Below are 19,412 nucleotides of genomic sequence, written 5' to 3' on the forward strand. Positions count from 1 at the left end.
CCGTCCCACGGCGTGGACGCCCGCGCGGCCCGGCCCGGAGCGGAGCCGGGGCCCGGGGCGCACGGGAGGGAGCCGGGCCGGAACCGGGGCGCGGCCGGACTTGGTCAAGATCATTGACAGGCTCGGCCGACTGCCCCAGGGTCGGCATTCACCTATATCGTTCAGCATTGCCGAACCGCTTCCCCGGGCTGCTCGGCACCGCTGCACACCGCGGTACGTCACCCGCTCCCCACCGCTTCACCCCGGAGGTTTGCCCGATGGCACGGAACATCCAGTCGCTGGAGCGTGCCGCCGCGATGCTGCGGCTGCTGGCCGGCGGTGAGCGGCGGCTGGGCCTCTCCGACATCTCCTCCGCGCTGGGCCTGGCCAAGGGCACCGCGCACGGCATCCTGCGCACCCTCCAGCAGGAGGGCTTCGTCGAGCAGGACCCGGCGTCCGGCCGCTACCAGCTGGGCGCGGAGCTGCTGCGGCTCGGCAACAGCTACCTGGACGTGCACGAGCTGCGCGCCCGCGCCCTGGTGTGGACGGACGACCTGGCGCGCTCCAGCGGCGAGAGCGTCTACCTGGGCGTGCTGCACCAGCAGGGCGTCCTGATCGTGCACCACGTCTTCCGGCCCGACGACAGCCGCCAGGTCCTGGAGGTCGGCGCGATGCACCCGCTGCACAGCACGGCGCTGGGCAAGGTGCTGGCGGCGTACGACCCGGTGGCGCACAGCGAGGCGGCGGAGGCCGAGCGGCAGGCGTTCACGCCGCGTACGGTGACCGCCCTGGACGGCCTGGAGGGCGTGCTGGACCTCACGCGGGCCCGGGGCTGGGCGGCGGACGTGGAGGAGACCTGGGAGGGCGTGGCGTCGGTGGCCGCGCCCATCCACGACCGGCGCCGGATGCCGGTGGGCGCGGTGGGGGTCACGGGTGCGGTGGAACGGGTCTGCCGGGACGGCGAGCCGGGTGAGCTGCGGCCGGAAATCGTCGCTGCTGTGAGGGATTGCGCACGAGCGGTCTCGCGGGACCTCGGCGCAGGGCGATTCTGACCCCTTTCGCCCCATATGTTCACCTAAGTTTTCAGTCACAGAACCCTTGACGGGGTGCTGGGTGTGAAGAAAACTGCCGTTCGTCGGTCGGCATTGTCGAACACCAAACGACAATATTCGTTATGGTGGGCAGTGCCGGAGGCCGACCAACGCCCTCTCGGAGGGCGCGGACCACCGGAGGGACCCGGGGTCCGCCTTCCCCTGGACGAAGGACAAAGGAGTCGCGGGTGTCCAGCTCCGACATCTTCATCAGCGAGACCATCGGTACCGCTGTTCTGATCCTGCTGGGCGGTGGCGTCTGTGCCGCCGTCACGCTCAAGCGCTCTAAGGCGTACAACGCGGGATGGGTGGCCATCGCCTTCGGGTGGGGCTTCGCCGTACTGACCGGCGCGTACATCGCGACCAAGTCCGGCGCCCACCTGAACCCGGCGGTCACCGTGGGACTGGCCGTCAAGGGCGGCACGCCGTGGGGCGATGTGCCGGTGTACTTCGCCGGCCAGCTGCTCGGCGCCATGATCGGTGCGGTACTCGTGTGGCTCACGTACTACGGCCACTTCAAGGCCCATCTGACCGACCCGGAGATCGTGGGCGGGCAGAGCGGCCAGGAAGGCATGGTCGACCAGGCGGCGGCTCCCAAGGCCGGCCCGGTTCTCGGTGTCTTCTCCACCGGCCCCGAGATCCGCAACGCGGTGCAGAACCTGACCACGGAGGTCATCGCCACCATCGTGCTCGTGCTGGCGATCCTCACGCAGGGCCTCAGCGACGACGGCAAGGGCGTCGGCGTCATCGGTGCGCTGCTGACCGCTTTCGTGGTCGTCGGCATCGGTCTGTCGCTGGGCGGCCCGACCGGCTACGCGATCAACCCGGTTCGCGACCTCGGTCCGCGTATCGTCCACTCGCTGCTTCCGCTGCCGAACAAGGGCGGATCGGACTGGGGATACGCCTGGATCCCGGTCGCCGGTCCGCTGATCGGCGGCGCGATCGCCGGTGGTATCTACAACCTCGCGTTCGCCTGAGCCGCGCCGCCCGCACAGAAGATCTTTGGAGCACAGACACCAATGAGCGACAACCACAGCACCGCCTCGCACGGCCACGGCCCGTTCATCGCGGCCATCGACCAGGGCACCACGTCCAGCCGCTGCATCGTGTTCGACAAGGACGGCCGCATCGTCTCGGTCGACCAGAAGGAGCACGAACAGATCTTCCCCAAGCCGGGGTGGGTCGAGCACGACGCCAAGGAGATCTGGGAGAACGTCCAGCAGGTCGTGGCCGGCGCCGTCGAGAAGGCGGGCATCACCGCCAAGGACGTCAAGGCCATCGGCATCACCAATCAGCGCGAGACCACGCTGATGTGGGACAAGAACACCGGTGAGCCGGTCCACAACGCCATCGTCTGGCAGGACACCCGCACCGACGGCCTCTGCCGCGAGCTGGGCCGCAACGTCGGCAAGGACCGCTTCCGCCGCGAGACCGGCCTGCCGCTGGCCTCGTACTTCGCCGGCCCGAAGATCCGCTGGCTGCTGGACAACGTCGAGGGCCTGCGCGAGCGCGCCGAGGCCGGCGACATCCTCTTCGGCACCATGGACTCCTGGGTCATCTGGAACCTGACCGGCGGCACCGAGGGCGGTGTGCATGTCACCGACGTCACCAACGCCTCGCGCACCCTGCTGATGAACCTGCGCAGGCTGGAGTGGGACGAGAAGATCCTGCACTCCATCGACATCCCGGCGGCGGTGCTGCCGGAGATTCGCTCCTCGGCCGAGGTGTACGGCACCGCCGCCGCGGGCGCGCTGGCCGGCGTGCCGGTCGCCTCGGCACTGGGCGACCAGCAGGCGGCCCTGTTCGGCCAGACCTGTTACGACAAGGGCGAGGCCAAGTCCACGTACGGCACCGGCACCTTCATGCTGATGAACACCGGTGACGAGCCCGTCAACTCCTACAACGGGCTGCTGACCACGGTCGGCTACCGCATCGGCGACGAGAAGCCGGTGTACGCCCTGGAGGGCTCGATCGCCGTCACCGGTTCGCTGGTGCAGTGGATGCGCGACCAGATGGGCCTGATCAACTCGGCCGCCGAGATCGAGACGCTGGCGTCCACCGTCGAGGACAACGGCGGCGCGTACTTCGTCCCGGCCTTCTCCGGCCTGTTCGCCCCCTACTGGCGCTCCGACGCGCGCGGTGTGATCGCGGGCCTGACCCGCTACGTCACCAAGGCGCACATCGCCCGCGCCGTCCTCGAAGCCACCGCCTGGCAGACCCGCGAGATCACCGACGCCATGACCAAGGACTCCGGCGTCGACCTGACCGCGCTGAAGGTCGACGGCGGTATGACCTCCAACAACCTGCTGATGCAGACCATCTCGGACTTCCTGGACGCCCCCGTGGTGCGTCCGATGGTGGCCGAGACGACCTGCCTCGGCGCCGCCTACGCCGCCGGTCTGGCCGTCGGCTTCTGGCCGGACACCGACGCGCTGCGCGCCAACTGGCGCCGGGCCGCCGAGTGGACCCCCCGCATGGACGCGGACACCCGCGACCGCGAGTACAAGAACTGGCTCAAGGCCGTCGAGCGGACCATGGGCTGGATCGACGACGAGAGCTGACGAGGAGTAATCATGAGCACCCTGCAGAGCGTCCCGGCCCTCGGGACGCACCCGGCCGACGGTTCGAACCCGAGCCGCGCCGAGACTCGGGAGCGGCTTTCCAAGGCGACGTACGACCTCCTGGTGATCGGCGGCGGCATCCTGGGCATCTCCACCGCCTGGCACGCCGCGCAGTCGGGGCTGCGGGTTGCGCTGGTGGACGCCGGCGACTTCGCCGGCGCCACCTCCTCCGCCTCCTCCAAGCTGCTGCACGGCGGTCTGCGCTACCTGCAGACCGGCGCGGTCAAGCTGGTGGCGGAGAACCACTTCGAGCGCCGGGCGGTCTCGCGTGAGGTGGCCCCCCACCTCGCCAACCCGCTCACCTTCTACCTGCCGGTCTACAAGGGCGGCCCGCACGGCGCGGCCAAGCTGGGCGCGGGCGTCTTCGCGTACTCGGCGCTGTCCGCCTTCGGCGACGGCGTCGGCCACGTCATCAGCCCGGCCAAGGCCCAGCGGGACGTGCCGGAGCTGCGCACCGACAACCTGAAGGCCGTGGCCGTGTACGGCGACGACCAGATGAACGACGCGCGGATGGCCCTGATGACGGTCCGCGCGGCGGTCGCCGCGGGCGCCACCGTCCTCAATCACGCCGAGGTCACCGGTCTGCGCTTCACGCAGGGCCGGGTCACCGGCGCCGAGCTGAAGGACGGCACCGACGGCACCGAGTTCGGTGTCGACGCGCGCCTGGTCCTGAACGCGACCGGCCCGTGGGTCGACCACCTGCGCAAGATGGAGAACCCGAACGCGGCGCCCTCCATCCGCCTGTCCAAGGGCGCGCACCTGGTCCTCAAGCGCACCTCCCCCTGGAAGGCGGCGCTGGCCACCCCGATCGACAAGTACCGCATCACCTTCGCCCTCCCCTGGGAGGACATGCTGCTGCTCGGTACGACCGACGAGGAGTACGAGGGCGACCCGGCGGACGTCCGGGTCACCGAGAAGGACACCGCGCAGATCCTGGACGAGGCGGCGTTCTCCGTCCGCGACCAGCAGCTCTCGCGTGACCTGATCACGTACTCCTTCGCGGGTCTGCGGGTGCTGCCGGGCGGCCCCGGCGACACCTCCAAGGCCAAGCGCGAGACCGTCGTCACCGAGGGCGCGGGCGGCATGCTGTCCGTCGCCGGCGGCAAGTGGACGACGTTCCGCCACATCGGCCGTACGGTCATGAACAAGCTGGCGGCGCTGCCCGGCCACCCGCTGGCCGAGGACATGGAGCCGATCTCGCGGCTGCCGAAGAAGCTGCCGCTGCCGGGCATCGCCAACCCGAACGCGGTGGCCCACCGGCTGCTGGTGGACGGTTCGGCCCCCGGCCCGCGCATGGCGCCGGAGACCGCCCGCCACCTGGCCACCCACTACGGCTCGCTGTCCTTCGACATCGCGCGCCTGGCCAACGAGGACCCGGCCCTCGCCGAGCGCATCCACCCGGACGCGCCCGAGATCTGGGCCCAGGTCGTCTACGCCCGGGACCACGAGTGGGCGGAGACGGTGGACGACGTGCTGCGCCGCCGCACCACGCTGACCATCCGCGGTCTGGACACGGAAGACGTCCGGGCGCGGGCCAAGGCGATACTGGAGCAGCGCGGCTGACGCCCGGTCACCCGCTGTCGTCGCGAGGGCGGCCCCCCTTCCCGGGGGAGCCGCCCTCCGGCGTGTCCGCGGCCGTCAACCCCGCAGGCAGTGCTCGGCGAGGGCCATGGCCGTGAGGTTGGTGTTGGCCGCGGGCAGCGTCGGCATGACGGAGGCATCGATGACGTGCAGGGCCTCGACGCCGTACACGGCGCCGGTGGCGGAGACCACGGCGCCGGGGTCCGTCGCCGGTCCCATGCGGCAGGTCCCGGCGGCGTGCTGGTAGCCGCTGACCGTTTGCCGCAGCGCTTCCGCCAGCTGTTCGTCGCTGGTGACCGCGGGGCCCGGCGCGCGCTCCCCGTCCAGCAGGCCGGACAGCGGCGCGGTACGGGCGAGGGCGCGGGCCAGGCGCATGCCCGTCACCAGGCGCGGTCCGTCCCGCGGGTCGCGCAGGAAGCCGACGTCGATGTGCGGGGCGTCCCGGGGGTCGGCCGAGCGCAGCCAGAGCCGCCCGCGGGATCGCGGCCGCAGCAGGGCGACCCAGAAGGTGAGCACCGTACGGCCGTCCTCGTCCGTCTCGGGCCCCGAGGGGAAGACCTGGAGCTCGACCGGGCCGTCCCCGCAGCCGAGGCCGCAGGTCAGGAAGGTTTGCAGGACCGGGTCGCGGGGGCCGGGCGGCGGGGCGTCCGTGGCGTACCGGAGGGTGACGGCGGGGTGGTCCCGCAGGTTCTCCCCCACACCGGGCAGGTCGGCCACCACAGGGATGCCGAGGTCGCGCAGGTGGGCGGCCGGGCCGAGGCCGGAGCGCAGCAGGATCGGCGGGCTGCCGTAGGCACCGGCGGCGAGCACCACGCGCCGGGCGGGCAGTACCGTACGCGCCGGATCGGCCAGTTGGACGCCCACCGCGCGGCCGTCGCGCAGGGCGACCCGGTCCACGAGGACATCGCCGCGCACGGTGAGGTTGGCCCGCTCGCGGGCCCGGGCGAGGTAGGTCAGGGCGGTGCTCTGCCGGACGCCGCCGACCCGGTTGACCGGGACCGGCCCCACACCGCGCGCGCCGGGGGCGTTGTGGTCGGCCACGGACGGGTGGCCGAGGGCGGTGCAGGCGTCGTGGAAGGCGCGCTGCCACCGGTTGGTCTCGTCCGGTCCGTACCGCCGTACGGGTACCGGGCCGTCCGTGCCGTGCCAGGGCGGGCCGAGGTCCAGGTCGCGTTCGACGCGGCGCAGGCTGGGCAGGAAGTCGGCGAACGACCAGCCCTCGTTGCCCTGGGCGGCCCAGGCGTCGTAGTCGTCCGGGTGCCCGCGCAGCGCGATCGCGGAGTTGATCGCCGAGGAGCCGCCCACGAGCTTGCCGCGCGGCAGCCCGACGGACCGGCCGAGTACGCCCGGCTCGCTGGCGTACCCCCAGTCGTGGCTGTGGGTGGCGGCGGGGCTGGTGGCCACGTCGTCGGGCAGGCCGCCGGGCGAGCTGCCGTAGTCGGGCCCGGCCTCCAGCAGCAGTACGGACCGGGCGGGGTCCTCGGTCAGCCGGGCGGCCAGTACGCCGCCTGCCGAGCCCGCACCGACGACGATCACGTCCCATGCGTCCATGACCTGCGTTTCCGCCTCCCTCTGATCCTGGCTCCGCGCTTCCGGCTCCCTGAGGTACCCGCCGGGCGGAGATCGGACACGTGCCGGACGGATGGCGCCGGGGCCGTGGGCCCGAGGGCGGGCGGCACCTGGAACCGGCCGCCGCCGTCGGACCTGGCGCCGGCGGTGGCCGCCCTCCTCGCCACCCGCATCCACGCCGCGTGAGTGTGCCGGGTCCCCGGCCGGGACCGCGTTGCGGGCGGGCGGCACCGGGCCCGTAGGTTGGGGGCGATCGCCGTCCCGTCTTCCGGGCCGTCCGTCCGAGCCACTGGAGCCGCCCCGTGTCCCCAGATCTGTCCCCGATCGCCCGTTTGCCGCGCGGCGGGCTGCCGCCGCAGGCCGTCGTGGTCGGCGACCCGGCCCGCGCGGCGGCCGTCGCCGAGCTGCTGGACGATGCGAAGGAGATCGCGTACCACCGCGAGTACCGGACGTTCACCGGCAGCCGGCAGGGCGTGCCGGTGGTCGTCGCGTCGCACGGTGTGGGCGCGCCCGGGGCGGTGCTGCTGTTCCAGGAGCTGGCCGACGCGGGTGTACGGACCTTCGTGCGCTTCGGTACGGCGGGAGCGGTGCGGCCCGGGATCGGCGACGGCGACCTGGTGATCGCCGAGGCGGCGGTGCGCGACGACGGGGTGACGCAGCAGCTGGTGCCGCCGGAGTACCCGGCCGTGGCCGCGCCGGAGGCGGTGCTGGCCCTGCAACGGGCGGCGGCGGAGACCGGGGCGCCGCACCACCGCGGGGTGGTGTGGACGCGCGCGGCGTTCCAGCCGGGCCTGCTGCCGCTGCCGGTCGCGGCGTACACCGCGGCGGGCGTGGCGGCGATCGAGATGGAGGTGTCCGCGCTGTTCGTGACGGCCGGTCTGCGCGGACTGGTGGCCGGCGCGGTGCTGGTGATCGACGGGGTGAACGCGGACGAACTGGCCGACGAGGCGGCCACCGGCGGGTACGACCCGCACCGGGACGTGGTCGCGGAGGGCGTGGCGCGCGGCGCCGTCGTCGCGCTGGAGGCCCTGCGGACGCTGGCGGAGGAGGACCGGTGAGCGCGGTACGGAACACGGAGGCGGCGGGCGCCCCGGAGGCGGCCGATCTGCTGGTGCACGGCGGGACGGTGCTCACCGTCGACGACACGGGCACCGTGCTGTCCGACGGCGCGGTGGCCGTACGGGACGGGGAGATCGTGGCGGTGGGCCCGGCCGCCGGGCTGCGCGCCGCGTACCGCGCGGCCGAGGAGATCGACGCCACCGGCTGCCTGGTCCTGCCCGGGCTGATCAACACCCACACCCACCTGGCGATGACGCTGCTGCGCGGCCACGCCGACGACCTGGACCTCCAGGGCTTCCTGGGGCGGGTGGTGCCCCGGGAGAACGAGCTGCTGTCCCCGGAGGCGGTGACCGCCGGCCTGCGGCTGGCCGTGGCGGAGAGCGTACGGGGCGGGGTGACCACCGCCCTGGACATGTACTGGTTCCACGAGGCGGCCGAGCGGGCCGCGCGGGACATGGGCTGGCGGCTGCTGTCCGGCCCGACGTTCATGGACGTGCCGGGGCCGCCGGACCGGATGCCGTACGGGAACCGCATGGACTGGGCGCGCCGCCACCTCGACGGCCGCCGCCCCTCCCCCGGCACCCGGCCGGTGGTCTTCGCGCACAGCGTCTACACGCTGGACGCCGCGCAGCTGACGGACATCGCGGCGCTGGCCCGGGAGCACGGCGCGCTGCTGCACCTGCACGCGGCGGAGAACGCCGCCGAGGTGGCGACGGTGCGCGAGCGGTACGGCAAGCGGCCCGTCGAACTGCTGGAGTCGCTGGGCCTGCTGGGCCCGGACACGCTGCTCGCGCACGCGGTCGAGCTGACCGACACCGAGATAGCGGCGCTGGCCCGGACCGGGACGGGCGTCGCGCACTGCCCGGTCTCCAACCTCAAGCTGGGCTGCGGCATCGCCCGGGTCCCGGAGCTGCTGCGGCAGGGCGTGCGGGTCGGGCTGGGCACGGACGGCGCGGTCAGCTCCAACTCCCTGGACATGGTGGGGGCGCTGGGCATGGCGGCGCTGGTCCACAAGGCGGGCGGCGACCCCACGGCGGTCGGCGCCGAGCAGGCCGTACGCATGGCGACGATCGACGGCGCGCGGGCCCTGGGACTGGGCGGGCAGCTCGGGTCGCTGGAGGTGGGCAAGCGCGCGGACCTGGCGGTGCTCGGCCTGAGCGGTGCGCACCTGACGCCGCGGCACGACCCGTGGTCGATGCTGGCGTACTCGGCGCGGGCCGGTGATGTGCGGGACACGGTCGTCGACGGCCGGGTGCTGATGCGGGACCGCCGGCTGACGACGCTGGACGGGACGGCTGCGGCCGGTGCTGTGGAGGCGCTCGTCCGGGCCGTTTGAGTACGGCGAGAACTCCCGGCCCGGGTGCACAAACTCCGTATCCAGGCCGGGAGTTGACCTGTCGACGGGGTCCGGGGCACCCGCCGCCCGCCCTCCCGGCGCCGTGGTTCCGTGGCCATAATGGCGCAGACATCGGATGTCTGCGGGCATCCGGCGGACGGGCGCGAGCGGGGAGGCCGGGCATGGCGGTCACGGACGAGGCCATAGAGAAGATCAAGGCGATGATCGTCTCCGGCGCGCTGCGGCCCGGCGACCGGCTGCCCAGAGAGAGCGAACTCGCCGCGGACCTGGGCCTGTCCCGCAACTCGCTGCGCGAGGCGGTGCGCGCCCTGTCACTGATCCGCATCCTGGACGTACGGCAGGGCGACGGCACCTACGTCACCAGCCTGGACCCGCAGCTGCTCCTCGAAGCGCTGAGCTTCGTGGTGGACTTCCACCGCGACGACACGGTCCTGGAGTTCCTGGCGGTGCGCCGGATACTGGAACCGGCCGCCACCGCGATGGCGGCCGACCACATCGGCGCCACCGAACTGGACGATCTGGCGCGGCAGTTGGACGCGCTCGGCCCGCACCCGGCGGTGGAGGAGCTGGTCGCCTGCGACCTGGAGTTCCACCGGCGGATCGTGGCCGCCTCCGGCAACGCGGTGCTGTGCTCGCTGCTCGACGGCCTGTCCGGCCCCACGACCCGGGCCCGCGTCTGGCGCGGCCTGACGCAGAAGGACGCGGTGAGCCGCACCCTCACCGAACACCGGGCGATCCTCGCCGCCCTCCGCGACCGGGACGCGGAGGCGGCGCGGGCCTGGGCGACGGTGCACATCGCGAGCGTGGAGCAGTGGCTGCGCTCGACGCTGTGAGGGCCGGGGCGGAGGACCGCGAGCCGGCGGCCCCGACCCCTCGCCGGAGGTGCCCGGCGCACCGGACGCCTCGGACAGGTCGGACGCATCGGACGCCTCGGACACCTCGGATGCGTCAGACGGCGAACCCGCCATCCACCGCGATCGATGCGCCCGTCACATACCGGCCGCCCTCCCCCGCCAGGTGCGCCACGGTCGCCGCGATGTCCGCCGGCCGCCCGTAGGACCCGAGCGACGTCAACTGCGCCTGCATGGCCGCGCTGTCGCCGTCGGCCGGGTTCATGTCGGTGTCGACCGGGCCCGGGTGGACGAGGTTGGCCGTGATGCCGCGCGAGCCCAGTTCCCTGGCCAGGGTCTTGGTCAGGCCGGTGAGCGCGGCCTTGCTCGTCGCGTACAGGCTGCCGCCGGGGAAGGCGACGCGCTCGGCCATGCACCTGCCGATGCTGATGATGCGCCCGCCGTCGGCCATCCGCCCGGCGGCGGCCTGCGCGGCGAGGAACGGCGCGCGGACGTTGACGGCCAGCACGCGGTCCACGTCCTCCTCGGAGATCCCCTCGATCGGCCCGAGAACGCCGAGGCCCGCGTTGTTGACGAGGATGTCCAGCCGCCCGAACCGCTCCACGGTCCCGGCCACGGACGCCCGTACCGCCGCCGCGTCCGCACTGTCGGCCCGCACCGTCCAGGCCTGGCGCCCCAGCTTCTCGACGCGCTCCGCCACCAGGGCCGCCCGCGCCTCCTCACGACGGTAGGTGAAGGCCACATCGGCCCCCTCCTCGGCGAGCCGCACCACAACGGCCTCCCCGATCCCCCGGCTCCCACCGGTCACCAGCGCCACCTTGCCGTCGAGCTGTGCGCTCATCATGTCCGCCCCTCCGTTGCCGTCGCGCCTGTCGCGCGATGTACCGAGATGCATGGATCTGTCGCCCGCAGCGACATGACTCGATACTCGTGCGCGCCACCCACGGAGGCTGGCGGAATCCGGACGGGGCATCAGACCACACGGCCCGGGGCCCTTCACCAGACGATCACCCCGCCGCCCGGCACCGCGACCGCTTTCCCCCCGGGCCGGCCGCTACAAGCCGTACACCCGCGCCGCGTTCCCGCCGAAGACCGCTGCCCGTTCGGGCGGGGTGAGGTGGGCGGTGGCCGTTTCGGCGAGTTCGATGACCTTGTTGTATGGGGCGGCCAGGGTGCATACCGGCCAGTCGGAGCCGAAGAGGACGCGGTGCGGGCCGAAGGTGTCCAGGGCGTGGCGGGCGTACGGGGTGATGTCGGCGGGCCGCCAGGCCGGCCGGGCGGCCTCGGTGACCAGGCCGGAGAGTTTGCAGACGGTGTTGGGCTGCCGGGCGAGGGCGGCCAGATCGTCGGCCCAGGGCTGCCAGGCGCGGGCCGCGATACCGGGCTTGGCGGCGTGGTCGAGGACGAAGGTGAGGGCGGGGAGGGCCCGGACGGCGGCGAGCGCGGCGGGCAGTTGGGGCGGGGTGATCAGGAGGTCGTAGGCGAGGCCGGCGTCCGCGACGGCGGCCAGGCCACGCCGTACGGCCGGACGGGCCGGCCAGTCCGGGTCGGGTTCGTCCTGGACCTGGTGGCGCAGGCCCACCAGGAGCGGTGGCATCGCGGCCAGGACGTCGGGCAGCCCGGGGTCGGTGAGGTCGGCCCACCCGATGACGCCCCGGACGGCGGGCGAGCCGGCCGCGACTTCGAGCAGTTCGGCGGTCTCGGCGCGGGAGGCCGAGGACTGGATGAGGACGGTGCCGTGGATGCCGTGGGCGGCGAGGTGCGGTGCCAGGTCGTCGAGGGTGTAGGTACGGCGGATGGGGTCGGCCCAGGCGCCGTCCATCCACGGCTGCGGGCGCCGGGTCAGGTCCCAGAGGTGGTGGTGGGCGTCGATGCGGGGCGGCGCGGATGGGCTTCGGGGAGGGTGTGCGGGGTCGGTCACGGGCGGGCTCCGAGCTGGTCCGAGGCGGTGGTCACGGGTGGGCTTCCGGGGGCGGTCACAGGTAGGTTCCCGGAGTCGGTCACAGGTGGGTTTCCGGAGACGGTTACGGGTGGGCTTTCGGGGGTCGGTCACGGGTCGGCGTCCGGGGCGGCGGTCGGGAGTGGCAGGTCGGGGTCGAGCAGGCCGCGCTCGGTGAGCGCGTGCCACAGGGCGTCCGGGATGTCGTACGTGAACAGTCCGGCGTTCTCGCGGGCCTCCTCCGGTGACGCGGCGCCCACCAGGACGCCCGCCACGGCGGGATGGCCGAAGGGGAAGCGCAGCGCGGCGGCCTTGAGCGGCACGCCGAACTCCGCGCACACGGACGCGAGCCGCCGCGCCCGCTCGACCAGCGCGGCCGGCGCCGGCGCGTAGTCGTACGGGGCGCCGGGCGCCGGGTCGGCCAGCAGCCCGGAGTTGTAGACACCGCCGACGACGACCGCCGTACCGCGCCGCGCGCAGACCGGCAGCAGACCGTCGAAGGCACTGCGGTCGAGGAGGGTCCAGCGCCCGGCGCACAGCACCACGTCCACATCGAGGTCGGCGACGAAGCGGGCCGCCACGTCGCTGCGGTTCAGTCCGAAGCCGATGGCGCCCACCACCCCCTCAGCGCGCAGTTCGGCGAGGGCGGGGAAGCCGGTCGCATACACCTCGGGGAGGCGGTTCTCGACATCGTGCAGGTAGACGATGTCCACGGCGGAGACGCCCAGGCGCGTCAGGGACGCGTCGAGCGTGCGGCGGATGCCGTCGCGGGACAGGTCCCACACGCGGGCGCGCGCGGGGGTCGCGGTGAAGCCCTGACCGTCCACCGCCTCGCCGGGCGCGAGGGGCCGCAGCCGCCGTCCGACCTTGGTGGACAGGGTGTACGCGGCGCGGTCGCGTCCGGCCAGCGCCCGGCCCAGGCGCTCCTCGGACAGTCCGAGCCCGTAGTGCGGCGCGGTGTCGAAGTGGCGCGCGCCGGTGTCGAAGGCGGCGTGCACGGTCTGCCGGGCGCGGTCCTCGGGGAGGGGCCGGTACAGGTTGCCGAGGGGCGCGCAGCCCAGGCCGAGGGGCGGCACGGTCACGCCCGTACGGCCCAACCGCCGTGCCCCGCGCGGTACATACGGCATCGCGTCCGCCTCCTCAGTCCTGCTGCTCGCCGCCGGTGAACCGGGAGATGACCAGGGCGACGATGATGATCAGGCCGTTGAGGAACTGGGTCCACAGCGGCGGCACCCCGCCCAGCGTCATGACGTTGATGACGAGCTGGAGGGTCAGGACGCCGGTGAGCGCTCCGAAGAGCGTGCCGCGGCCGCCCTTGAGGCTGATGCCGCCGATGACGGCGGCGGCGAAGACCTGGAAGATCCAGCCGTTGCCCTGGCTCGCGGAGACGGCGCCGTAGTGGCCGGTGTAGAGGATGCCCGCGAAGGCGGCGAGCAGGCCGCCGACGGCGAGCACCGCCCAGGTGATCCGGTCCACCCGGATACCGGCCGTGCGGGCGGCCTCCGGGTTGCCGCCGATCGCGTACAGCGCGCGGCCGTGCCGCAGGTAGCCGAGGGCCGCGCCGCCGAGCGCGAACAGCACCAGGCAGATCCAGACGGCGGCCGGCACGCCGAGCCAGGCGGTCCGGCCCAGGTAGGCGAAGGACTCCGGCACGTCGCCGATCGACCGGCCCCCGGAGATGCCGAGCTGGAGGCCGCGCAGCATGGTCAGCATGCCGAGGGTGGCGATGAAGCCGTTGACGCGCAGCTTGAGCATCAGGAACCCGTTGGCCGCGCCGACCGCGGCGCCCACGGCCAGGCAGAGCGGTACGGCCGTCCACTCCGGCAGCAGTTCCAGGCCGGCGAAGCGCCCGCCGTGCGCGGGCATCACCAGCCACAGGGCGAGCACCGGTGCCAGGCCGATGGTGGACTCCAGCGACAGGTCCATCCGCCCGCTGATCAGGATCAGCGCCTCGCCGAGCACCAGCAGGCCGAGTTCGGTGGACTGCTGGACGACGCCGACCAGGTTGTCCCGGGTCAGGAAGGCGGGCGAGACGATGAAGCCGGTGACGCCGAGGACGAGGATCACCGGCACCAGGGAGACGTCGCGCCAGCGGGCGAGGGCGGGGCGCGGGCGGACGGCGGCGAGCGCGTCCGCCCGGCCGGTGGGCCGCTGCTGTGCGGTGTCGGTCATGGCCGGGGCTCTCCTTCCGTGCCGGGCGGGGCGGACGGGCCGGGCGGGTCAGGCGGGGCGGACGGGCCGGAGGTGGCGGACGAGTGGTGCGCGCCGTACGAGCCGCCGGCGTCCCCCACGGCCTCCGCGCCGCCCTCGACGCCCACCCCCTCCATGGCCGCCACCAGCTCCCGCTCCCGCCACCCGCGCGCGAACCGGGCGACGACCCGCCCCCGGAACACCGCCAGTACCCGGTCGCAGACCCGCAGGTCGGCCAGCTCGTCGGAGACGATCAGTACGCCGCTGCCGGCCGCCGCCACCTCCCGCAGGACGCCCAGCAGCGCGTCCTTGGACTTCACGTCCACCCCGTTGGTGGGCCGGACGGCGACCAGTACGGCGGGCTCGCGGGCCAGGGCCCGGGCGACGACGACCTTCTGCTGGTTGCCGCCGGAGAGGCCGGACACCGGCTGGCCGGGCCCGGTGGTCCGGATGTCCAGGGCACCGATCATGCGCCGGGCGAACGCGCGGGTACGGGAGGGCAGCACGGTGCCCAGCGGACCGAGCCGGTCGGTGACGGCCAGCGTCGCGTTGTCGGCGACGCTGCGGCCCGGGACCAGCCCGTCCCGGTGCCGGTCCTCCGGTACGTAGCCGATGCCCGCCTCGATCGCGTGCCGCACGCTGCCGGTCCGTACCGCCCGTCCCCGCACCTCGACGCGCCCGCCGTCCGGCGCCCGCACCCCGGCCAGCGTCTCGCCGATGGCGGTGCCGCCGCTCGCCGCCGCCCCGGCCAGCCCCACCACCTCGCCCGCCCGTACGGTCAGGTCCAGCGGCGCGAACACCCCGCGCAGCGCCAGGCCTTCGGTGCGCAGTACCACGTCGCCGGCCGGCCGCCGGGCGGGGCGTGCCGGGCCGGACCGCGCCGCCCGCTCCCCCGTCATCGCCGCCACCAGGTCGTGCTCGCCCAGCCCGGCCACCGGCGCGGTGAGCACCGGACGGGCGTCGCGCAGGACGGTGACGGTGTCGCACAGGTCGTACACCTCGTGCAGGTGGTGGGAGATGTACAGGAACGCGGCGCCGGTCGCGCGCAGGGCCCGCAGTTTGGCGAACAGGCGGGCGATGCCGCCCGCGTCGAGCCGGGCGGTGGGCTCGTCCAGGATGATCAGCCGGGCGCCGCAGGACAGCGCGCGGGCGATCTCGACGAACTGCCGCTGCTCGACGCCGAGGTCCCCGACCCGGGCCGTGGGGTCGATGTCCACGCCGTACTCGGCCAGCAGCGCGGCGGTCCGCGCGCGCAGCGCCCGCCACCGGATCACCCGCCCGTCCGGGAACCGGTTGAGGTGGAGGTTCTCCGCGACGGTCAGTCCGGGGACCGTCATCGGCTTCTGGTGGACGCAGGCGGCCGTGCGCCGCCAGGCGGCGGTGTCGCCCCAGCGGGGCGCCGGTACGCCGTCGAAGGCGACCCGTCCGGCGTCCGGCCGGGTCAGGCCGGTGAGCACGGACACCAGGGTGGACTTCCCGGCGCCGTTGCGGCCGACGAGGGCGTGCGCCTCGCCGCGCCGCACGGTCAGGTCGGCGCCGTCGAGGGCGACGGTCGGCCCGTAGCGCTTGACGATGCCCTCGGCCTCTATGGCGGGTGGTTCCGCCGTGTCGTGTCCCTGGACGTCACCGGTCCCGTTCGGCATGGCCGCCGCCCTACTTCCCCGCGAGCCGGTTGGCCCACAGTGTCGAGTCGTCCACGTTGGCCCGGGTGACGAGCGGGGCCGGCAGCTGGTCCTCCAGACCGTTCGGGATCGTGACGATCTTCGAGCCGTGGCCGGTGGGGCCGGGCCGGAACGTCCGGCCCGCCAGAGCCGCGCGGGCGTAGTACAGCGCGTACTTCGCGTACAGGTCGGCGGGCTGGGAGAGCGTGGCGTCGATCGTCCCGGCGCGGATGGCGGCGAGTTCCTCGGGGATGCCGTCGTTGGAGACGACCGTGATGTGCCCGGCGGTGCCGGCCGGCTTGAGCAGGCCGCGCTGTTCGAGGAGGGCCAGTACGGGCCGCAGGAACGCGCCGCCCGCCTGCAGGTAGATGCCGTCGGTGTCCGGGTGCTGGGCCAGCAGGCTCTGGAGCTTGGCGGAGGCGACCTCGCCCTTCCAGTCGGTGGGCAGCTCGTGCACGGTGATCCCCGGGTACTTCGCGCGCATACAGGCGGCGAACGCCTCGGAGCGGTCCCGGCCGTTGACGGAGCTGAGGTCGCCCTGGAGTTCCGCGACGCGGCCCCGGCCGCCCAGTTTCCGGCCCAGGTAGTCGCAGGACTTCGCCCCGAACGCGCGGTTGTCGGCCCGTACGACCATGTAGACCGGGCCCGCGTCGGGCCGGGTGTCCACGCTCACCACAGGGATCTTCCGGTCCGCGAGCCGGTGCAGCTCCGCGGTGATCGCGCCGGTGTCCTGCGGGGCGATCACCACCGCCCCGGCGCCCTGGGCGGTGAGCGCCTCCACGTTGGAGACGACCTTGGCCACGTCGTTCTGCGAGTTGGACAGCGGCAGCGCCCGGGTGCGGCCGTCGGCCAGCTCCTTTTCCAGGTGGTCCTGGTAGGAGCTCCAGAAGTCGGTGTCCGCGCGCGGCAGGTCGATGCCGATCTTCCCCCGGGCATCGCTGCCGCGGTTGCAGGCGGCGAGCGCGGCGGCGAGCAGCACGGCACAGAGCGCCGCACCGGTCGTACGCAGTCTCATGGTCCCGTCCCTAGGTCGAGGTCTACGGCTGTGCTGCGCGGCCCGTCCCGTACGGCTCCCGGCCCCCGGACTTCAGGTGGCGGGGCGCAGCCGCAGGCCCTGCATGCCGCCGTCGACCGCGAGCGCGGTGCCGGTGATGCCGGAGGCGGCCGGGGAGGCCAGGTGCGCGATGGCGGCGGCGACCTCGTCGGCGGTGACCATCCGGCCCATCGGCTGCCGGGCGTCGAGCGCGGCGCGCTCGGCCGCCGGGTCCGGCGCCCGGTCCAGCAGCCGCCCGATCCACGGGGTGTCGGCCGTGCCGGGACTGACGCAGTTGACGCGGATGCCCTCGCGGACGTGGTCGGCGGCCATGGCGAGGGTGAGGGAGAGCACGGCGCCCTTGCTGGCGCTGTAGAGGGCGCGCTGCGGCAGTCCGGCGGTGGCGGCGATGGAGCAGGTGTGGGTGATCGAGGCACGGCCGGGGCGGTCCGCGGCGCTGCGCCGCAGGTGCGGCAGGGCGGCCCGCGCGGTGCGCGCCAGGCCCAGGACGTTGACGTCCAGGACGTGCCGCCACTCCGCGTCGTCGTTGTCCTCGACCGTACCGACGGCGCCGATGCCCGCGTTGCCGACGAGGGCGTCCAGCCCGCCCAGCGCGTCCACGGCCGTGGCGACCGCCGTCCGCACGGCGTCCGCGTCGGTCACGTCGGCCGTGACCGGTACGGTGCCGGGCGGCGCGCCGGCCGGGTCGCGGTCCAGTACGGCGACCCGGGCGCCGCGGCGCAGCAGCAGGGCGGCGGTGGCGGCGCCGATGCCGGAGGCGCCGCCGGTGACGATCGCCGCCATCCCCGCGAAGTCGCGTCCCTCTGGGGCGGTGCTCATGCCGTGGCCTCCTGACCGGCCGTCGGGTCCGGGGCCGCGCCGCCGCCGGGCCCCGCCCGCCACACCGGCCCGTCCGGGAAGCGGTACGCGGCGACGGAAGCGGGTTCCATGCGGGCGGAGAAGCCCGGTGCGGCGGGCGCGCGGTAGCGGCCGCCCGTGACGACGGCCGGGTCGGTGAAGTGCTCGTGGAGGTGATCGACGTACTCGATCACCCGGTCCTGCCGGCTCCCGGACACCGCCACGTAGTCGAACATCGCCAGGTGCTGGACCAGCTCGCACAGCCCGACACCGCCCGCGTGCGGGCAGACCGGCACCCCGTACTTGGCGGCGAGCAGCAGGATCGCCACATTCTCGTTCACGCCCGCCACCCGGGCCGCGTCGATCTGCACGAAGTCCACCGCGCCGGCCTGCAGCAGCTGCTTGAACACCACGCGGTTGGCGGCGTGTTCGCCGGTGGCGACCTTGACCGGCTGGCCGGCGCGCACGGCGGCGTGCCCGAGCACGTCGTCGGGGCTGGTCGGCTCCTCGATCCAGTACGGCCGGTACGGCGCGAGCGCGGTCATCCAGCGGACCGCCTCGGCCACGTCCCAGCGCTGGTTGGCGTCGACCGCGATGCGTACCGCGGGGCCCACGGCGGCCCGCACCAGCCGCAGCCGCCGCAGGTCGTCGTCGAGGTCCGCGCCCACCTTGAGCTTGATCTGCCCGAAGCCGTCGGCCACCGCCTGTCCGGCCAGCCGGACCAGAGTGGCGTCGTCGTGGCCGAGCCAGCCGGGCGAGGTGGTGTACGCCGGGTACCCCTCGGCCTTCAGCCGGGCGGCGCGCTCGGCGCGGCCGGGCTCCGCGGCCCGCAGGATCGCCAGGGCCGCGTCCGGGGTCAGCGCGTCGGACAGGTAGCGGAAGTCGACGAGGGAGACCAGCTCCTCGGGGGACATGGCGGACAGGAACGCCCAGACCGGCAGGCCGGCGCGCCGGGCGGCCAGGTCCCAGGCGGCGTTGACCAGCGCCCCGGCCGCCATGTGCGTCACGCCCTTCTCGGGGCCGAGCCAGCGCAGCTGCGAGTCGTGGGTCAGGTCGCGGTGCAGGGCGGCCAGGTCGGCGGCGGTTGCGGGGGCCGGGCGGCCGGTCATGTGCCGGGCGAGGGCGCGGATCGCGGCGGCCGTGACGTCGTTGCCGCGGCCGATGGTGAAGCACAGGCCGTGGCCCCGGGCACCGGCCGCGGTGCGCAGCACGACGTAGGCGGCGGAGTAGTCGGGGTCCGGGTTCATCGCGTCCGAGCCGGTGAGCTGCCGCGAGGTGGGGAAGCGGACGTCGTGGACCTCGACGTCCGTGACGGTGTCGGTGACGGCCATGCGTACGCCTCCAGGGACGGGTGCGGACGGACATCGGACCTTTCCCGGACCTTCGATGTATAGCGCCGCTGCCGCGCCAGCGTCCAGGGGGCGCACGGGAGTTGCGCCGCGATGGCGAAAGCCGGACGCCGGACCGGGCGGGGCCGGCCGGGGGCGCGGTCCGGGAGCCGGGGCGGACGGAATCCGAACACGTCGGATGTATGCACACTCGTTCGTGCACAGGGGCTGCGTCGGGGTCCCACGGACGCCGTAGGCTGGGGGCGCACGCAATGGAACTGCTGCCGGTGGCCGC

16 protein-coding genes are annotated in these 19,412 nt (G+C 74.2%); 7 read left to right on the top strand and 9 right to left on the bottom strand.

From position 1 onward, the window contains the following. Window positions 1-257: 257 nt before the first annotated feature. From ACH4FX_RS26205 to ACH4FX_RS26220, 4 genes are all read left to right on the top strand, one after another. Entirely contained in the window at window positions 258-1,031 is a 774-nt protein-coding gene (locus tag ACH4FX_RS26205) for an IclR family transcriptional regulator (protein WP_398482861.1), read from the top strand. 227 nt (window positions 1,032-1,258) lie between these two features. Beyond that, window positions 1,259-2,047: an MIP/aquaporin family protein gene (locus tag ACH4FX_RS26210; protein WP_398482863.1), complete on the top strand. Its 789-nt coding sequence runs from the start codon at window positions 1,259-1,261 to the stop codon at window positions 2,045-2,047. A 42-nt stretch (window positions 2,048-2,089) separates the two neighbouring features. Then, window positions 2,090-3,631 (top strand): glycerol kinase GlpK, encoded by a 1,542-nt coding sequence (gene glpK / locus ACH4FX_RS26215; protein ID WP_398482865.1) that lies wholly within the window; start codon window positions 2,090-2,092, stop codon window positions 3,629-3,631. Between the two features lie 12 nt (window positions 3,632-3,643). After that, entirely contained in the window at window positions 3,644-5,254 is a 1,611-nt protein-coding gene (locus ACH4FX_RS26220) for an FAD-dependent oxidoreductase (RefSeq protein WP_398482867.1), read from the top strand. 75 nt (window positions 5,255-5,329) lie between these two features. Here the strand turns inward: ACH4FX_RS26220 and ACH4FX_RS26225 are convergent, their stop codons facing one another. After that, window positions 5,330-6,823, bottom strand: coding sequence for a GMC family oxidoreductase (locus ACH4FX_RS26225; protein WP_398482869.1), 1,494 nt, complete (start codon window positions 6,821-6,823; stop codon window positions 5,330-5,332). 320 nt (window positions 6,824-7,143) lie between these two features. Here ACH4FX_RS26225 and ACH4FX_RS26230 point away from each other — a divergent pair, with 320 nt between their 5' ends. From ACH4FX_RS26230 to ACH4FX_RS26240, 3 genes are all read left to right on the top strand, one after another. After that, complete coding sequence (locus ACH4FX_RS26230) at window positions 7,144-7,899, top strand: nucleoside phosphorylase (RefSeq protein WP_398482871.1); 756 nt, start codon at window positions 7,144-7,146, stop codon at window positions 7,897-7,899. After that, the gene (locus tag ACH4FX_RS26235) at window positions 7,896-9,236 is read left to right on the top strand and encodes an amidohydrolase (protein ID WP_398482872.1); all 1,341 of its coding nucleotides are present in this window, start codon (window positions 7,896-7,898) and stop codon (window positions 9,234-9,236) included. The genes ACH4FX_RS26230 and ACH4FX_RS26235 overlap by 4 nt, the downstream gene beginning before the upstream one ends. Before the next feature lie 182 nt (window positions 9,237-9,418). Further along, window positions 9,419-10,090 (top strand): FadR/GntR family transcriptional regulator, encoded by a 672-nt coding sequence (locus ACH4FX_RS26240; RefSeq protein WP_398482874.1) that lies wholly within the window; start codon window positions 9,419-9,421, stop codon window positions 10,088-10,090. Window positions 10,091-10,205: 115 nt separating this feature from the next. On the opposite strand, the gene ACH4FX_RS26245 is transcribed toward ACH4FX_RS26240, so the two are convergent. From ACH4FX_RS26245 to ACH4FX_RS26280, 8 genes are all read right to left on the bottom strand, one after another. After that, entirely contained in the window at window positions 10,206-10,952 is a 747-nt protein-coding gene (locus ACH4FX_RS26245) for an SDR family NAD(P)-dependent oxidoreductase (RefSeq protein WP_398482876.1), read from the bottom strand. Window positions 10,953-11,162: 210 nt separating this feature from the next. Further along, entirely contained in the window at window positions 11,163-12,029 is an 867-nt protein-coding gene (locus ACH4FX_RS26250) for an amidohydrolase family protein (protein ID WP_398482878.1), read from the bottom strand. Between the two features lie 128 nt (window positions 12,030-12,157). After that, window positions 12,158-13,174 carry an aldo/keto reductase gene (locus ACH4FX_RS26255; RefSeq protein ID WP_398482880.1) on the bottom strand — a complete coding sequence of 339 codons (1,017 nt, stop codon included), beginning with the start codon at window positions 13,172-13,174 and terminating at the stop codon, window positions 12,158-12,160. A gap of 13 nt (window positions 13,175-13,187) precedes the next feature. Further along, the gene (locus ACH4FX_RS26260; RefSeq protein ID WP_398482882.1) at window positions 13,188-14,219 is read right to left on the bottom strand and encodes an ABC transporter permease; all 1,032 of its coding nucleotides are present in this window, start codon (window positions 14,217-14,219) and stop codon (window positions 13,188-13,190) included. Then, window positions 14,216-15,880, bottom strand: a complete 1,665-nt coding sequence (locus ACH4FX_RS26265; protein ID WP_398482884.1) for a sugar ABC transporter ATP-binding protein — start codon at window positions 15,878-15,880, stop codon at window positions 14,216-14,218. Before ACH4FX_RS26265 ends, ACH4FX_RS26260 begins: the two co-directional genes overlap by 4 nt. A gap of 10 nt (window positions 15,881-15,890) precedes the next feature. After that, complete coding sequence (locus tag ACH4FX_RS26270; protein WP_398482886.1) at window positions 15,891-16,913, bottom strand: sugar ABC transporter substrate-binding protein; 1,023 nt, start codon at window positions 16,911-16,913, stop codon at window positions 15,891-15,893. A 72-nt stretch (window positions 16,914-16,985) separates the two neighbouring features. After that, a complete protein-coding gene (locus ACH4FX_RS26275) occupies window positions 16,986-17,771 on the bottom strand; it encodes an SDR family NAD(P)-dependent oxidoreductase (RefSeq protein WP_398482888.1) in 786 nt (261 codons plus the stop codon). Next, window positions 17,768-19,120 carry an enolase C-terminal domain-like protein gene (locus ACH4FX_RS26280; protein WP_398482890.1) on the bottom strand — a complete coding sequence of 451 codons (1,353 nt, stop codon included), beginning with the start codon at window positions 19,118-19,120 and terminating at the stop codon, window positions 17,768-17,770. Before ACH4FX_RS26280 ends, ACH4FX_RS26275 begins: the two co-directional genes overlap by 4 nt. Window positions 19,121-19,412 lie beyond the last annotated feature (292 nt).

The organism is Streptomyces sp. NPDC018019, assembly GCF_044327805.1.
GTDB lineage: Bacteria > Actinomycetota > Actinomycetes > Streptomycetales > Streptomycetaceae > Streptomyces.

Excerpts from the sequence above, each read along its gene's own strand:
- ACH4FX_RS26205 (WP_398482861.1), top strand. The coding sequence starts at position 258 with ATGGCACGGAACATCCAGTCGCTGGAGCGTGCCGCCGCGATGCTGCGG.
- glpK (WP_398482865.1), top strand. The coding sequence starts at position 2,090 with ATGAGCGACAACCACAGCACCGCCTCGCACGGCCACGGCCCGTTCATC.
- ACH4FX_RS26220 (WP_398482867.1), top strand. The coding sequence starts at position 3,644 with ATGAGCACCCTGCAGAGCGTCCCGGCCCTCGGGACGCACCCGGCCGAC.
- ACH4FX_RS26225 (WP_398482869.1), bottom strand. The coding sequence starts at position 6,823 with ATGGACGCATGGGACGTGATCGTCGTCGGTGCGGGCTCGGCAGGCGGC.
- ACH4FX_RS26240 (WP_398482874.1), top strand. The coding sequence starts at position 9,419 with ATGGCGGTCACGGACGAGGCCATAGAGAAGATCAAGGCGATGATCGTC.
- ACH4FX_RS26245 (WP_398482876.1), bottom strand. The coding sequence starts at position 10,952 with ATGATGAGCGCACAGCTCGACGGCAAGGTGGCGCTGGTGACCGGTGGG.
- ACH4FX_RS26255 (WP_398482880.1), bottom strand. The coding sequence starts at position 13,174 with ATGCCGTATGTACCGCGCGGGGCACGGCGGTTGGGCCGTACGGGCGTG.
- ACH4FX_RS26260 (WP_398482882.1), bottom strand. The coding sequence starts at position 14,219 with ATGACCGACACCGCACAGCAGCGGCCCACCGGCCGGGCGGACGCGCTC.
- ACH4FX_RS26265 (WP_398482884.1), bottom strand. The coding sequence starts at position 15,880 with ATGCCGAACGGGACCGGTGACGTCCAGGGACACGACACGGCGGAACCA.
- ACH4FX_RS26270 (WP_398482886.1), bottom strand. The coding sequence starts at position 16,913 with ATGAGACTGCGTACGACCGGTGCGGCGCTCTGTGCCGTGCTGCTCGCC.
- ACH4FX_RS26275 (WP_398482888.1), bottom strand. The coding sequence starts at position 17,771 with ATGAGCACCGCCCCAGAGGGACGCGACTTCGCGGGGATGGCGGCGATC.
- ACH4FX_RS26280 (WP_398482890.1), bottom strand. The coding sequence starts at position 19,120 with ATGGCCGTCACCGACACCGTCACGGACGTCGAGGTCCACGACGTCCGC.